At 58.0% G+C, this 14,473-nt stretch carries 13 protein-coding genes; 10 read left to right on the plus strand and 3 right to left on the minus strand.

The annotated features are described in order from the left end of the window. Positions 1–2: 2 nt before the first annotated feature. The 4 genes from WG219_00700 to WG219_00715 are packed head-to-tail and all read left to right on the plus strand — an operon-like array spanning position 3 to position 4,479. Positions 3–1,118, plus strand: a complete 1,116-nt coding sequence (locus WG219_00700; GenBank protein WXL26046.1) for a transglycosylase SLT domain-containing protein — start codon at positions 3–5, stop codon at positions 1,116–1,118. Positions 1,119–1,129: 11 nt separating this feature from the next. After that, entirely contained in the window at positions 1,130–2,497 is a 1,368-nt protein-coding gene (gene flgK / locus WG219_00705) for a flagellar hook-associated protein FlgK (GenBank protein ID WXL26047.1), read from the plus strand. A gap of 26 nt (positions 2,498–2,523) precedes the next feature. Next, a complete protein-coding gene (gene flgL / locus WG219_00710) occupies positions 2,524–3,438 on the plus strand; it encodes a flagellar hook-associated protein FlgL (GenBank protein ID WXL28075.1) in 915 nt (304 codons plus the stop codon). 9 nt (positions 3,439–3,447) lie between these two features. After that, a complete protein-coding gene (locus tag WG219_00715) occupies positions 3,448–4,479 on the plus strand; it encodes a hypothetical protein (GenBank protein WXL26048.1) in 1,032 nt (343 codons plus the stop codon). Between the two features lie 46 nt (positions 4,480–4,525). On the opposite strand, the gene WG219_00720 is transcribed toward WG219_00715, so the two are convergent. Further along, positions 4,526–6,010 (minus strand): M20 family peptidase, encoded by a 1,485-nt coding sequence (locus WG219_00720; GenBank protein ID WXL26049.1) that lies wholly within the window; start codon positions 6,008–6,010, stop codon positions 4,526–4,528. A 102-nt stretch (positions 6,011–6,112) separates the two neighbouring features. Beyond that, complete coding sequence (locus tag WG219_00725; protein ID WXL28076.1) at positions 6,113–6,622, minus strand: DUF6436 domain-containing protein; 510 nt, start codon at positions 6,620–6,622, stop codon at positions 6,113–6,115. A gap of 184 nt (positions 6,623–6,806) precedes the next feature. On the opposite strand from WG219_00725, the gene WG219_00730 reads away from it, so the two are divergent. After that, positions 6,807–7,739, plus strand: coding sequence for an alpha/beta hydrolase (locus tag WG219_00730; GenBank protein WXL26050.1), 933 nt, complete (start codon positions 6,807–6,809; stop codon positions 7,737–7,739). A gap of 36 nt (positions 7,740–7,775) precedes the next feature. On the opposite strand, the gene WG219_00735 is transcribed toward WG219_00730, so the two are convergent. Beyond that, the gene (locus WG219_00735) at positions 7,776–8,543 is read right to left on the minus strand and encodes a hypothetical protein (protein WXL26051.1); all 768 of its coding nucleotides are present in this window, start codon (positions 8,541–8,543) and stop codon (positions 7,776–7,778) included. An 83-nt stretch (positions 8,544–8,626) separates the two neighbouring features. Between WG219_00735 and WG219_00740 the strand changes: the two genes are divergently transcribed. From WG219_00740 to WG219_00760, 5 genes are all read left to right on the plus strand, one after another. Continuing rightward, positions 8,627–9,247 (plus strand): 2OG-Fe(II) oxygenase, encoded by a 621-nt coding sequence (locus tag WG219_00740; GenBank protein ID WXL26052.1) that lies wholly within the window; start codon positions 8,627–8,629, stop codon positions 9,245–9,247. A 244-nt stretch (positions 9,248–9,491) separates the two neighbouring features. Continuing rightward, complete coding sequence (locus WG219_00745) at positions 9,492–10,802, plus strand: SidA/IucD/PvdA family monooxygenase (GenBank protein WXL26053.1); 1,311 nt, start codon at positions 9,492–9,494, stop codon at positions 10,800–10,802. Between the two features lie 11 nt (positions 10,803–10,813). Next, positions 10,814–12,064, plus strand: a complete 1,251-nt coding sequence (locus WG219_00750; protein WXL26054.1) for an MFS transporter — start codon at positions 10,814–10,816, stop codon at positions 12,062–12,064. After that, complete coding sequence (locus WG219_00755) at positions 12,057–12,626, plus strand: GNAT family N-acetyltransferase (protein WXL26055.1); 570 nt, start codon at positions 12,057–12,059, stop codon at positions 12,624–12,626. The genes WG219_00750 and WG219_00755 overlap by 8 nt, the downstream gene beginning before the upstream one ends. A gap of 8 nt (positions 12,627–12,634) precedes the next feature. Beyond that, positions 12,635–14,473 carry an IucA/IucC family siderophore biosynthesis protein gene (locus WG219_00760; GenBank protein ID WXL26056.1) on the plus strand — a complete coding sequence of 613 codons (1,839 nt, stop codon included), beginning with the start codon at positions 12,635–12,637 and terminating at the stop codon, positions 14,471–14,473.

Consider the following 14,473-nt stretch of genomic DNA (forward strand, 5'->3'; position numbering starts at 1 on the left):
CCATGAGCATTGTTTCTTTCACGCAACACCTCGGCACGCAACGTGCGGGCTCCGACACCATCAGCCGCGCCCGCGAGCAGAAGTTGCAACTGGCCGCCGAGCAATTCGAAGCGCTGTTCCTGCAACAGATCCTCAAGCAGATGCGCAAAGCCAGCGACGTGCTCAGTGACGGTAACCCCATGCGCAGTCGCGAACTGGACAGCATGCGCGATTTTTACGATCAGGCACTGGCTGACACCCTGTCCAAGCGTAAGCAAACCGGCATTGCCGATATGCTGGTGGCGCAGTTATCCCCAGGCGCCCTGCCCGATTACGAGGCTGCTGCCCTGGCCGCCCGCGAGGCCGAACTGCCTGCTCGCACGGCCACCAGCTTCCAGGAGCCGATACGCAGCACGTGGCAGCGGAGCCGCAGCGAATCGCCCTGGCCTGTTGCGCAGGCGGCTAATGAGCCGGTGGATTTCAAGTCGCTGGTGCAGCGCGTGATCAATCAAGAGTCTGATGGCCGGGTGGATGCTGTGTCACCAAAAGGTGCCTTGGGCCTTATGCAGCTGATGCCTGGTACGGCACAAGACATGGCGGCAGAGCTGGGCATTGAGTTTGATCAGGCCCGTTTGACCACTGATGCCGACTACAACATGCAGCTGGGTACGGCGTACCTGCAGCGTATGTTGCAGCGCTACGACGGCAGCCCAGCGCTGGCCTTGGCGGCCTATAACGCAGGCCCGGGTAAAGTGGATGAGTGGCTGCAGGTCAACGGTGACCCGCGTACGGGCGAAATTGGCGAGCAGGCCTGGATTGCGCGTATCCCTTATCAGGAAACCCGGGACTACGCCCGTAAGATTCTTGCTGCTATGGATGACGCCGACGCACCGGCCCGCGAGCAGGCCGCCGTGCAGCGCGCTGAGTCTCAGCAGCGACTGGCCAGCGCCCTGAGCGCCGACAGCGGTGTGTTGTTGAGCAACCTCGCCAGCCAACAGTTAAACCTGCCGCTGCAAACAACCCTTAAGTCTGACGCCAGTCGTGTCGCCTTAAATTCAGTAACACGTGAATTATCTGCTGAAGGCGACGCTGCTGCGCGCCTTCCGGCGTTTGCTCAGCCTGTTCGGCTTGAGCGTTAGGAGAGTCCGTTGTGAGCATCCTCAGTCAGATCGCCTATAGCGGTGTGCGCGCCAACCAAGCCGCACTTGCCAGCACCGGGCAGAACATCGCCAACGTCAACACACCGGGCTTCAGCCGTCTGCAAACTCTGACCGCATCACTGTCCGGCCAGGGTGGGTTGAGCGTGGGGGGCGGGGTTGAGGTCACCAGCATCCGCCGCATGACCAACGACTTTCACAATCAGCAATTGTGGCGAGCGACCACCGAGCAAGAATATTACAGCGCGTCCCAGCAATACCTGACTTCGCTGGAAACCTTGATGGCAGGCGACGGCTCAAGCATCAGTGTGGGCCTGGATCAGTTCTTTGCGGCTGTCAGTGAAGCCAGTGCCACGCCAAGCTCCATCGCCCTGCGTCAGCAGATCATCAGCGAAGCGGGCAACCTCGCCCAGCGTTTCAATGTGCTGAACAGCAACATCGACGCTCAGATCAAAGCCCTGCAAGAGCAGCGCGTGGCAATGGCCACTGAAGTTAACGGTGTGACCGCCAACATCGCCCTGCTGAACAAGAAAATCATCGAAACCGAATCAGTCCAAGGTGACAGCTCGGCACTGCGTGATCAGCGCGAGAGCCTCATCGGACAGCTCAGCCAATACGCCAAAATTCGCGTTAACGAAACCCCGGACGGTTCGATCACTGTCGCCATGGCCAATGGTCAGCCCTTGGTCGCCGGGCCTACCGCTGCACAGCTCACCGTCACGCCTACTGCCAGCGGCGAGCAAGACATCAGCCTGAGTTTCGCGGGCACGCGGTTCAACCTGCGCATGGACGGTTTTGGTGGCGCATTCGGTGGTCTTTACGACGTTGAGTACCAGAGCCTGCGGCCTAACCAAGAGGCCCTGCACACCATGGCGTCTGGTCTGGCGCAGATGATCAACGATGCCTTGGGCAATGGCTATGACCTGGCAGGTAACCCAGGCCGCGCGCTGTTCTACTATGACCCCAGCAGCACCACGGGCATGATCAGCGCGGAGAACTTAACACCGGAGGAGCTGGGCTTTTCTTCCTCCGTCGGTGAGAGCGGTAACAACGAAGCCTTGCTGGCATTGCTGGAGCTGAAGAACAGCACCATTACCCTGCGCGGCAGCCAAGTCAGTGTTAACGATGCCTATGCAGGCCTACTGGGCCGTGTGGCCAGCGACAGCCGCCAGAATCAGGCTGACCTGAACTCGGCCACCACCGTTACACAGCAGGCCCAGGCACAGCGTGACAGCGTCAGTGCAGTAAACCTCGATGAAGAGGCGGTCAACTTGATGACCTATCAGCAGGCCTATCAGGCCAACATGAAAGTCATCACCACCGCTAACCAACTTTTTGAAGACATGCTGGCCGCGTTCTGACGCGCCCTTGTGAGAGCTGAATCATGATGCGGATCACTAACGCGCAGATTACTGCGATGATGCACAACTCGATGAATACCAATTCGGCCGAGCTGGGCAAACTCATGCAGCAGATGGCCACTGGTCAGCGCATCATGGTGCCTTCCGACGACCCGATTTCAAGTGTGCGCGTGCTAAGGGTTGAGCGCGAAGAGGCGAGTGTTCAGCAGTACATCAAGAACATCGCCAACGTCTCCAGCAGCCTGTCGGTACAAGAAACCAATCTGACCTCAACCTCCGATGCCCTGCTGAATGTGCGTGACATCCTGCTCTGGGCCTCCAATGGTAAGAACTCCGGGGATGACCTCGCCTCGATGGCGACCGAGCTGGAGATCATTGAGGCGACGATTTTCAGCTTCGCCAATGCCCGTGACGAAGAAGGGCGCTACCTGTTTTCCGGCACGATCAGTGACACCCCAGCACTGACCTACGATGCCGCTACACAGACATACAGGGTAACGGGCAATGACAAGCATCGTCAGGCGGCAGTCGCGAACGGTGTGCTGGTGGACGAGAACGTCACCGCTGTGGAGATTTATGGCAACAACGCCGAGATGCTCAATCAACTACACGGATTGATCGCCAGCTTGAAGACCCCTGGCGTGCAATCCAATGATCCCGCGTTGCGCCAGCAGTTGACCGACACCCTGGCTGCGCTGGATGCGAGCCACAATCGAGTGTTAGGCTCCATCACCGAACTGGGTGGGCGGCAAAATGCCCTGGAGCTGCTCAACAGCAGTAACGAGGAAGTGTCGCTGGTGAATCAAAAGATCGCCCGTGAGCTTTCCGAGCTGGATTATGCCGGTGCCACCATCGACCTCAATAACTACCAGTTGGCTTTGAATGCGACGCAGAAAACGTATCTGAAGATCAATGAAATGTCGTTGTTCAGCCTGCTGTAAGGAACACTTATGGTCATCAAGGTTGATAAGCAGCTGCCCGCAGCGGGAGCCATAGCCCCGCAAACACGCCGCACGCCGGTTGCGTTGCCACCTCGCAGCAATCGCGCTCACGCTGCCAGCGCGCCTCAGGTGCAGCCGCAGAGCAACAGTAAAAGCGCGTCGTTCAGCTTGCAGCTTAACCAGCAGCTGACGTCGATGCAGGCTGCTGATAACTACCTGGGTGACCTGCAAGCACGTCTTGGCCAGCTCAAATTGCGCCTGAGTCGCGACTTGGGCAACAGCCAGTCAAGCCCTGCCGCTCGCGAAGAGTTGGAAGCTGAAATGCAGGCTGTGCGTGAGCTGCTCGCTGAGCGCAGCCAACGCAGTGCGCAGTCTTTGGATTCACGTCTGCGCCTGTCATTGAATGAACCGGTACGCAGCCGATTCACCCTGCAAGGGTTTGACTCCATCGAGCAGGTTCAACAAGCCGGTAAGGAAACCTTGCTGTTCAGCGCCGGACGCAAACTCGCTGAGCCTTTGGCTGTGGTGCTGGATGAAGGCCTCACCGAACAGCAGATTTTGCGCCGCTTCAACAATGGCTTGAGCCCTGCAGGTATCCGCGCTGAACTGGATGCTGGCGGGGAGCTGAAATTCAGTGCCCGTGAGTCAGATTGGTACGCGATTAAGGATGAGCTGCGGGTTCAGGGTGAAGGCAAACTGGCTGAAAAGACAGCCGCTTATGTTGCCAGCGAAGAAGATCAGTTGCTGCGTTTGCCTGCCGCCACCCAGCTTGATGGGGCCCGTGATTTGCGCCGTGTGCTGGATCAGGTGGTAACGTCCTTGGACCGCATCACCGCTCTGCGCGAACAGCTTGCTCAGCGCCAGGATGAGGTCCGCGAGTTTCTTGCCCGGCATACGGATGAGAACGAGCAGCAGTGGGCCAGCGCGTTTGCCGGTGAAGTCTTCCATCTGTTGCGTGGCAACAACTACGGCGCGTCGGCACAAACCGTTGTGGCCCAGTCCACCATCAGCCGCTACACCGTAGTCAGCTTGCTCTCATAAGATCGGGCCTGCCTGCTCTTGGCGCGGCCCGCTCCTATGCTGAACGCTAATCGGTCAGGGTTTGCAGCAAACGGTAGTAAAAACCGCTGGCATTGCCCAAGTGCTCGATGGCCACGCGCTCGTTGGTGGCGTGCATGCGCCCCAAGTCTTCCTTCTCCATCAGCAATGGGCTGAAGCGGAATACGTTTTCAGTCAGCGCCTCGTAATAGCGAGCATCGGTGGCGCCCACCGTGAGGTTAGGGCTGACCAGGGTCTGGCTGAAACTCTGGCGGATGACATCGGCAAAGCGCCTATAGGTCTCGCCATTAATGTCCGACACGGCGGATGGATTGCGTGCGGCTGGCATCACTTTGACCTGTACCTGATCGTCGTCGATGCTGTGGCGAACGTGAGCCAGGACTTCGTCGATGGTGTCGCGTGGATGAATACGAATATTCACTGTGGCGCGGGCAACCGGTGCCAATACGTTGTCCTTCACACCGGCGCGCAGCATGGTCGGGGCGATGGAGGTTTGCATCTGCGCGGCCCCAGCGGGCGTAGCGGCTAGCTGATCAGCCACCAATGGGCCAAACAGCCAAAGATTGGCGAAGATCACCCGGTAACCGAACGACTGCGCCGGTGTAAAACTTTCCAGCAGCGCTGCGGTTGGGCCGTCAAAGTCGCGTTTAAAGGGGGTATCGGCCATCCGTTGCAGGGCGCGGCTCAGGCGGCCCACGGCGGTTTCATTGAACGCAGGCGGCTGTGAGGAGTGCCCGCCAGCAGCTGTGGTTTGCAGAATCAGGCTCAAGTAGCCCTTCTCGGCAATGCCGACCACCGCCACATCCTGTTTCACGCCGGGGATTTGTCCGCGCACCACAAAGCCGCCTTCATCGCTCACCCAGGCCAGGCGCGTGCCCTTTTCCTGAAGGTAGTGGGCGATGCGTTTATTGCCTTGCAGGCCGCCGATTTCTTCGTCGTGGCCGAACGCCAGGAAGACATCACGCTGAGGCTGAAAGCCTTGGCTGATTAAGGTTTCTACCGCTTCCAGCATGGCCACCATGGAGCCTTTGCTGTCGATCGCGCCGCGGCCCCAGACAAAACCCTCGGCAATGGCGCCGGAGAATGGCGGATGGTTCCAATCCTTTTCGGTGCCAGGCGTCACGGGGACCACATCGCTGTGGGCCATCAGCAGCGCTGGGGGTAACTGTCTGTCCTTGCCGGGCCAGCGCAGGAGAATGCTGGGGCCTTTGATCTCTTCCCGCAGGGCCGTAGCCACAAGGTGTGGATAGCGCTCTTGCAGCCACCTTTCCAAGGCTGCAAAGGCAGCATTACTGGCCGCTTGTTGAGCCGCTGGCGCACCAATTTGATGGGAAATGGTCGGTAAGCGAATGGCGGCGGAAAGGCTTTCCGCAGCGCGCTGAGGGTCCAGCCCTGCGGGGCGTGCAACCGGATCAGGATTGAATTGGGCGGCAGGCTGTAAAAGGGTGCGTCCGAGGACGATAGCAAGCAGGATCAACACGGCTGACAGCAGCGTCAGAAACAAGCGCTTCATGCGGGCTCCGTTTTGTTAGAAGAATCGGCCGGTCGCTAGCATCGGACAAATAGGCCCGCAGCGGAAGTCCACTGTATAGCCCTTAGGGCTCAGGCGTGGGTTTTAGTCTTGATTCCAGGCGCAGAAACAGGCCACCGCCAGGTTATTACTGGCGACAACTTGGCGCCCGGCAAGCAGGGCTTCAAGAATGGGCTCGACAAAGCTGTTGCTGGAGCTGCACACCGCCCCTTCGCTGTAGGGGCCGAGGTAGGCTAACTTGCCGCTTTTGTCCCAGATGGCGACGGCTGGGCTGGCGGGAATCTGCTCGCTGCCGGGGAGCTCTGCCAGTGGCTTCAACGCCTTCAGGTTAGCGGGCAGCTCGCCACTGGTGCCGGGTTTCTGTACAACGTAGAAGCTGACACCTTGTTGACTGAAGCGCTCAATCAGCTCGCCAAGGTGCTGCTGGTTACCGACGTTGCACGGGCATTCCGGATCCCAGAAGTGCACTAAGCGAATATCCCCCGAACCCGCCAGTGCTTCAGGCAGTCTCAGGGTTTCCCCACTGAACAGTGTGGTTTGGTCGCTGAAGCTGCGCATATAGCGGGCTTCGTACCACCAGTAAGCGCCAAACATGGTGGCGATCCAGGCCAGAAGGATGAGGCCGGCGAGCAATTTGGGGCGGGAAACAAGGGTCATGAAGGTAATCTGAAATCAGGTGATTTGCTTGCTGTAGCTGACGCTAGAGCTGAATAACCCTAAGCTTCGCACATTGGCAGCGCAATGGCCTTATTTAACGGCATGAACGGATGGAAGCCTTATGCCCGAGTTATTCCAACCCGAAAATCTGATTTCTGCTCTGCGGCCCATCGCCGCAGCCACGCAGTTGACTGTAGCAGAGCAAGGTTACCGACGCTTTTACGGCTTCAATGAATACGGTGCGCGGCAGACCCGCATGGGACAGATTCAGGTGGGTGGCTATCAGATCGCGGTGCAGGGCTGGTGGCCACAGGAGCCTCGCGCCACGTTGATTGTGTTGCATGGCTACTACGACCACGGCGGCTTATACCGCCACGTGGTGGAGTGGGCCCTGGGCCTGGGCTTTGCTGTGCTTAGCTTCGACCTGCCAGGCCATGGCCTGTCCAGCGGCCCCCGAGCCAATATCAACGATTTTGCCGAATACCAAACTGTGTTGCAGGCCGTCTTGGCCCAGGCGGGCGAGCTCGATCTGCCGCGCCCTTGGCACTTGTTTGGGCAGAGTACAGGCGGTGCCATTTTGATCGACTACCTGCTTAACGGCACGCCGCTGGACACGATCGGAGAAACCATCCTGATGGCGCCGCTGGTGCGGCCTCGGGCGTGGAACTGGTCGAAGCTCAGCTACCACGTGATGCGCAATTTCGTCAGCGAGATTCCTCGGCGTTTTAGCGTTAACTCAACCGACGCCGAATTTATCGACTTTGTGCATAACCGCGATCCGCTGCAGCCACGCATGTTACCCACCGCTTGGGTTGGCGCGTTAAGCCGCTGGGTGCCGCGTATCGAGTCGGCCAGCCGTAGCACGCGCGCCCCACTGATCGTGCAGGGTGAGCAGGATATGACGGTGGCTTGGCAGCACAATCTTGAGGTGTTGCAGGATAAGTTCGCACAGCCAGAGATTTTGCGCCTCAAAGAGGCGCGCCACCACTTGTCTAATGAGTTGCCTGAATTCCGCGAGCAGTTCTTCGGCTTTCTTGGAGAACACTTGCGCTGACACGCAGGCCCGCTGTGGAGACGGCGGGCCGGTGATTCAGATCCCGGTTGGTGCCGGGGCCAGGCTGGCGGCGCTTTGACCCACTGCCAGACCACTACGCAGTGCTGCCAGTGCGGCTTGATAGTAGGCTTGGCCGTCCGGCGACTGAGCAAAGCTGATAAACTCTTCCAGCTCGGCATCGCTCAGATCGCGATAGACAAACAGCAAGGTGTTATCCAGATCGGCATTCATTTGCTCAACCAGACGCTGGCGCTGGCTGTTGAGCAGCATGTGGGTGCTGTCACCGCCGAGCAGCCCGGGAAGCATCTGGGTCAGGCTGTCCGCAGCGATTCCCGCCAGTGCCAGGCTGACTTCGGCACCGGCCTGACTGGCCGGTAGTGCTTGTGCTAGGTGGCGGATTTGCAGGCGGCGAGTGGCGTCGGCCTCGATGCGCGGCAGGCCGTTGGCGTACCGCGCGAGTTGATCACTGCGGGTGGCGTTGGTTTCTGCACTGACAATCTTGCGCCCCAGCGGTGACTCGAAGAACTGCAAGGCAGCGGCTGGGTTCGCCATATTTTCACGCATGCCTTGCTGGGCGCGCTGATCCATGGCCTGAGGGTTGAAGCGCTGGTTGCTGTTGTTGACCAAGGCCTGATACACCGCAGGGGGCAGGCTGCTGCGATAGCGCTCTTGAGCTGCTTGCAGGGCATCACTGAAATGCGTGCGTTGTTGTGGCCAGCCAGCTGCTTGATACAGGCGTAGAACGTCATCCGCGAAGGCGGGCAGGCTGAGCAAGAAGGTTAAAGCAAAGGTGATGGCACGCATTGGAGACTCCCGTGAGGAACCATTATTTTCCGGGGTGTGCACGTGCTTGTCGAGGTGGCGGGTGACACTGATAAAATCCCACCATGAACACTACCTCTAGCACCTGCCTGCCACGCATTATTGATGACCTTGTTGAGCAAGGCTGGTCAGTTATGCCCCAGTTTATTCCACAAGCTCTGACCCTGCAGTTGGCGCAAGAGTGCCGTGAACGCGCAAAAAAGGGTGCCTTAACACCTGCCGGAGTGGGGCGTGGTAATCAGCAGCAAGTGCTTGAAGGGGTGCGTGGGGACCATATCCAGTGGCTTGAGCCGGGGCAGTCCAGTGTCACGGACGAGTATTTGCAGGTGCTGGATGCGCTGCGCAGCGAACTCAATCAGAGCCTGTATCTGGGGCTTGAGGATTTTGAAGGGCATTTCGCCCTGTACCCGCCCGGCTCGTTTTACAAGCAGCATGTGGACCGCTTCCGCGATGACGACCGGCGCATGGTCACCACCGTTTTGTACCTCAATGCTGATTGGCAAGCCGAGCATGGTGGTGCGCTGCGTCTGCATTTCGCTGGTGATAAGACGCTGGACGTGCTCCCAGAGGCTGGAACGTTGGTGGTCTTTATGTCGGCTGATCTGCCCCATGAGGTATTGCTGGCACACCGGGAACGGTTGTCCCTGACCGGGTGGTTCCGGCGTCGTGGTGATACACCGGTCTAACTGATCAATTTTTATTCAGTTTTGCTGTTTTCGGGCATGCCATCGTTAGCGATATGGTGTGTACTTGTGTGCCATTTTCTCCAGCTCCAATAGCACGTTGGAACCACTTTAAGGCCCAGAAAAACCTGAAACTCGACCGTCTGGCTGAGAACTGAGAGTCAATCGCGCTTTTTGTTGACAGTGATTCTCATTTGGCTTTAGCGTCTTGCACCTGCTCTGGTGCTGCACAAGGACGCGCGTTGTCATGTATGACTTTATTGCTATCGGATTGGGTCCGTTCAACCTCAGCCTCGCCTGCATGGCTGAGCCGGTAGAAAACCTCAAATGCCTGTTTTTGGACAGGAAGACGGAATTCAACTGGCATCCAGGCATGTTGTTGGATGGAACGACGCTGCAGAATCCGTTCATGGCCGATATGGTCACTCTGGCTGACCCCACCAGCCGCTATACCTACCTCAACTACGCCAAACAGCAGGGACGCCTGTATCGCTACTTTATTCGCGAGAACTGGTACCTCGATCGACACGAGTTCAACCGCTACTGCCAGTGGGTATCAGCACAACTGAGCAATGTTCGTTTTGCTCAAGAGGTGCAGGACATCACCTACGACGAACAGCATCAGGCCTATCAAGTCTGCGGCGTGCACACGCAAAGCGGCGAGCCCTTTGTATACCTGGCGCGCAAACTGGTGATCGGTATCGGCAGCTCACCGCGCTTTCCCGATGTGTTTACAGACCCGGCAGACGCGGCGAAGGCCATCCACAGCGGCTTTTATCTGGACCATAAAGCGCACCTGCAACGCTGCAAGAACGTAACGGTGATTGGCAGCGGCCAGAGTGGCGCGGAAATCTTTTATGACCTGCTACAGGGCTCGGCGGAGCATGGTTACAGCCTGAGCTGGGTAACCCGCTCCGACCGCTTCTTCCAGATGGAAACCGCCAAGCTGACCCTTGAGCTGCTGACGCCGGAATATGCCGACTACTTTTACGGTCTGCCCGAGGCTGAGAAATCGGCCACTTTGGGTAGCCAGCAGGGCGTGTTCAAAGGCATCAATCAATCCCTGATCAGCAAGATTTACGACTATCTCGACGAGCGCAGCCTGCATGATCTGCCTCCAGTGAAACTGCTGACCAGCCTAAGTCTGAAACAGGCCTCGCGCGATGCAGATGGCCAGTGGGCGCTACGTTTGCAACATCAGAAACTCGGTTCTCAGTTTGAGCATGTCACCGATGGACTGGTATTCGCCAGTGGCTACGGTTACCAGTTGCCAGCTTTTATCGAAGGCATTCGTGAGCGAATCCGCTGGGATGAACACGGTGGATATGATGCTTCCCGCAGCTGGGCTGTGGACCATCGCGAATGCGAAATCTACGTCCAGAACGTTGGGCTGCAAAGCCATGGCATGGCCAACCCAGACTTGGGGCTGGCTTGTTACCGCAACGGTCGTCTGCTGCATCAACTGACCGGCGTAGACCACTACCCCTCTGACCCACGGATTGCCTTTCAGGAGTTCAGCCCGAGTGCGGGTGGCCACTTCACTTTGTTGGCCGGTTAGGACCGAAGTCTGTGAGTCTACGTACCGCTATCTTGATCATGTCGGCGTTCGGTGTGATCAGCGATTCGATTCTGATCGCCTTTTATCCACAGTTTTTTGAGGCGCGCTATGGCGTAACCAACGCCGTTCACACCGGTGCCTACATTGCTGCCATTTCGATCGCTGTCATGTGCATGCTGCCGGTGTGGGCGTATGTCGCGCGCTACGTCGAAACCATGCATTTGGTGGTCTACACGCAGTTTGCTGCCGGTGCGTTGTGCCTGATGGCGATTTGGGCGCCGACGGTTCAGGTGTTCTGGGTGTTGACGATGCTGATGTACATGGTCAAAGCCAGTTACCTGCTGATGTTCCCTTACCTGATGCGTTTGGAGAAATCACAGGATCACGCGGTGGTGATCGGTCTGCTGACGGTCATTGTCTATATCGCGGGTATTTTTGGGGCCGCAGTGGGTGGTTTGAGCTTGCAGCGGTTGGGGCCGGACTTCTCGCTGATGTTAATGGCCGGCGGTGACTTCATCCAAATGCTGCTGTGCTTGTACCTGATCTGCAGCGGCAAAGTGGTGAAGGTGATCTCTCGTGACGAGGATAACCGGGCCAAGGTTGTCCCCAAGCGTTCCCGCGAGGCTTTGGTGAAGTTGATGCAACTGAGCCTGCTGATGCTGCTGTTCGATTTCAGTGCCTACCTGATTCGTCCGTTCTTCACCTTGTATTGGGAAAACACCACTCAGATCACCAATCAGATGCTGACGGGGTTTGTCTTTGCCATTCCCGGCATGGTGGCGCTGATTGCCCTCATGCTGAAGCGGCGCTGGCTCAGTCCACCTTGGTGGGTTGAGCACAGTCAGTTCAACTTGCTGCTGGCGGCCATTGGCATGCTGATGCAGGCCACACCGTCGATGTGGCTGATTCTGTTGGGACGCTGCCTGTATGGCTGGGCCATCTTCCAGTTGGTGGTCAAGCTGGAAGTGACGCTGTTCAAGGTCAGCACGCCGGAGTCCTACGCACGAGACTTCAGTGTGGCCAATTTTTTCCAGAATTTCGGGGTGTTGCTGTCGTCCTTTGGCGCCGGGTATGTGGTGAGCCTGCTGGGCATCCCTATGACGTTTGTGATTGCCGCTGTTGGCATGGTGCTGACCCTGATCTTCGACCGCAGTGTGTTTGAACTAGACCGTCAGCAGCCGCTGAAAGCCCAAAGCGACGATGTGACATCTGGGGAACAACCCCCGCTGCTTGCCGCGCAAGGAGGCGCAGGCCATGACTGATCTGATTTATCCGGCCCGTCAGCGCCCGTTGCTTAACCCGGACTTGGCTCTACGCGATCTCAATCTGGATACCGATGTCGCCATTCTGCACCCCTGGTATCAGATGGATTACGCCCACTTCTGGAACATGCAGAACATGACGCCCGAAGCCACTCGCACCTTTTATGCGGACGCGCTGGCCAGTGGTGCGATGCGCGCTTACATGGGCTTTTACCGGGGCGAGCCGGCCTTTGTAGTCGAGCGCTATGAGCCGCGCCTGGACGAAGTGTCCACCTGCTACGAAGTCGCTGATGGCGATGTCGGCATGCATTTTTTTGTAGCACCCAGCAGCGCGCCAATTCGTGGTTTCACCCGCGATGTACTGCGCGTGGTGATGGCTTTTATGTTCGATCACTGCCAGGCCAAACGTGTCGTGGTGGAGCCGGATATCCGCAACACCAAGGTGCACCGCCTCAATCATCAGGTCGGTTTCGTCGACAGCGCTGTCATTGAGCTGTCGTGGAAAACCGCCCAGCTGTCGTTCTGTACCGCCAGCGATTTTGCTCAAACACTTGAAGGATAAAGACTCAGATGACGTCTTCACGCATGGATCAGCCCAACTCTGTTGTCAGCCACCTAGAGCCAGAGGTGTGGGCTCGGGTTAATCGCCATCTGGTGCGCAAGGCAATAGCCGAGTATTCCCACGAGCAGCTGTTTACCCCTGAGCGTATCGGCACATCGGCTCGCGAGGGCTGGGCGCGTTATCAGTTGCCCGCCAATACCGAGAACTGCCGCTATCTGTTTGAGGCCAAACAGATGGAGCTGCGCAATTGGTGGGTGAATGCCGACAGCATCGTTCGCGAGCTGGATGGCAAAGCTGAAGCCGGGCTGGATGCGTTGACCTTTATCATCGACTTCAAACGCACCCTCGGTGTACCGGCGGACAAGCTGCCGATTTACCTGGATGAGATCAGCAGCACTCTGTTTGGCGCCGCTTACAAGATCAGCCGCGACTACCTGACCAGCGCACAGCTGGCGGATGCTGACTATCAGCAGTTCGAAGTCAGCATGACTGAAGGCCATCCGGGCTTTGTCGCCAACAACGGCCGCCTCGGCTTTGATGCCTTCGACTATCAGGCTTTTGCACCTGAAGCGGGTTCGCCCTTCTCCATCATCTGGCTGGCAGTGCACACCAGCAATGCCCACTTCGCCTCCATTCCCGGCCTCGACCACCAGCGCTTGATGGATGAAGAACTGGGTACCGAGCAAGTGGTCCGCTTTCAGCAGCAGCTGCGTGATCTGGGCGTCGATCCGGCGGATTATGTGTTTATGCCGACCCACCCGTGGCAGTGGTACAGCAAGCTGAGCATCATGTTCAGCGCCGATGTGGCCAACCGCAAAATCATCGCCCTGGGGCGCAGTGACGATCAGTACCTGGCCCAGCAGTCGGTGCGCACCTACTTCAATATTTCTCAGCCGCATAAGCGCTATGTGAAGACTTCGCTGTCGGTCCTCAACATGGGCTTTATGCGTGGCCTGTCGCCTTACTACATGTCAGGCACTCCGGCGATTAATGCGTACCTGTACGAGCTGATCGAAAGTGACCCGGTGCTGCGTGATTACGGCTTCCGCATCCTCCGTGAAGTGGCGTCAGTGGGTTATCGCAACCGCTATTACGAAGCTGCGCTGGAAAGCGACAGCCCGTACAAGAAAATGCTCTCTGCGCTGTGGCGGGAAAACCCGCTTGGCCAGTTGCAGGCTGGCGAGCGCCTGATGAGCATGACCGCCCTGCTGCACACTGACCCGGACGGCGAAGCCCTGCTACCTGAGTTGATGCGCCGCTCCGGATTGGAGCCGGTGCAGTGGATGCGCCAGTACCTGAAAGCTTTCTTGCAGCCGTTGGTGCACTGCTTCTACGCCCACTCGCTGGTGTTTATGCCTCACGGCGAGAACCTGATTCTGGTGCTCAAGGAACACGTGCCAGTGCGCGTGTTTATGAAGGACATCGCAGAAGAGTCGGCCATCCTCGATAAGGACGCGAAGATGCCAGAAGGCTTGCAGCGCCTGGCCGTGGATGTGCCGGAAGACTACAAGCTGCTGGGTATCTTCATCGACGTATTCGACGGCGTTTTCCGCCATATGAGCCAGCTGCTGGAAGAGCATGGTTGCATGAGCGAGCAACTGTACTGGCGCACGGTGGCTGAGTCGGTGCTGGAGTATCAGCGTGCCCATCCAGAGTTGCAGCATCGTTTCGATACCTACGATTTCTTTGCTCCGACTTTCCTGCACTCGTGCCTGAATCGCCTGCAACTGCGCAACAACCTGCAAATGGTCGACCTGGCCAACCCGGCTGGCAGCACCATTCTGGCTGAACCATTGATTAACCCGCTGGCGGCTTATGCGCCGGATCGCAGTGGGCAGATTTCATAA

Source organism: Pseudomonas mendocina, from assembly GCA_037482215.1.
In the GTDB taxonomy this organism is placed as follows: domain Bacteria; phylum Pseudomonadota; class Gammaproteobacteria; order Pseudomonadales; family Pseudomonadaceae; genus Aquipseudomonas; species Aquipseudomonas mendocina_E.

Bases quoted from the DNA above. Each gene is read 5' to 3' on its own strand.
- WG219_00700 (WXL26046.1), top strand. From the start codon at position 3: ATGAGCATTGTTTCTTTCACGCAACACCTCGGCACGCAACGTGCGGGC.
- flgL (WXL28075.1), top strand. From the start codon at position 2,524: ATGCGGATCACTAACGCGCAGATTACTGCGATGATGCACAACTCGATG.
- WG219_00715 (WXL26048.1), top strand. From the start codon at position 3,448: ATGGTCATCAAGGTTGATAAGCAGCTGCCCGCAGCGGGAGCCATAGCC.
- WG219_00720 (WXL26049.1), bottom strand. From the start codon at position 6,010: ATGAAGCGCTTGTTTCTGACGCTGCTGTCAGCCGTGTTGATCCTGCTT.
- WG219_00725 (WXL28076.1), bottom strand. From the start codon at position 6,622: ATGTTTGGCGCTTACTGGTGGTACGAAGCCCGCTATATGCGCAGCTTC.
- WG219_00730 (WXL26050.1), top strand. From the start codon at position 6,807: ATGCCCGAGTTATTCCAACCCGAAAATCTGATTTCTGCTCTGCGGCCC.
- WG219_00735 (WXL26051.1), bottom strand. From the start codon at position 8,543: ATGCGTGCCATCACCTTTGCTTTAACCTTCTTGCTCAGCCTGCCCGCC.
- WG219_00740 (WXL26052.1), top strand. From the start codon at position 8,627: ATGAACACTACCTCTAGCACCTGCCTGCCACGCATTATTGATGACCTT.
- WG219_00745 (WXL26053.1), top strand. From the start codon at position 9,492: ATGTATGACTTTATTGCTATCGGATTGGGTCCGTTCAACCTCAGCCTC.
- WG219_00755 (WXL26055.1), top strand. From the start codon at position 12,057: ATGACTGATCTGATTTATCCGGCCCGTCAGCGCCCGTTGCTTAACCCG.
- WG219_00760 (WXL26056.1), top strand. From the start codon at position 12,635: ATGACGTCTTCACGCATGGATCAGCCCAACTCTGTTGTCAGCCACCTA.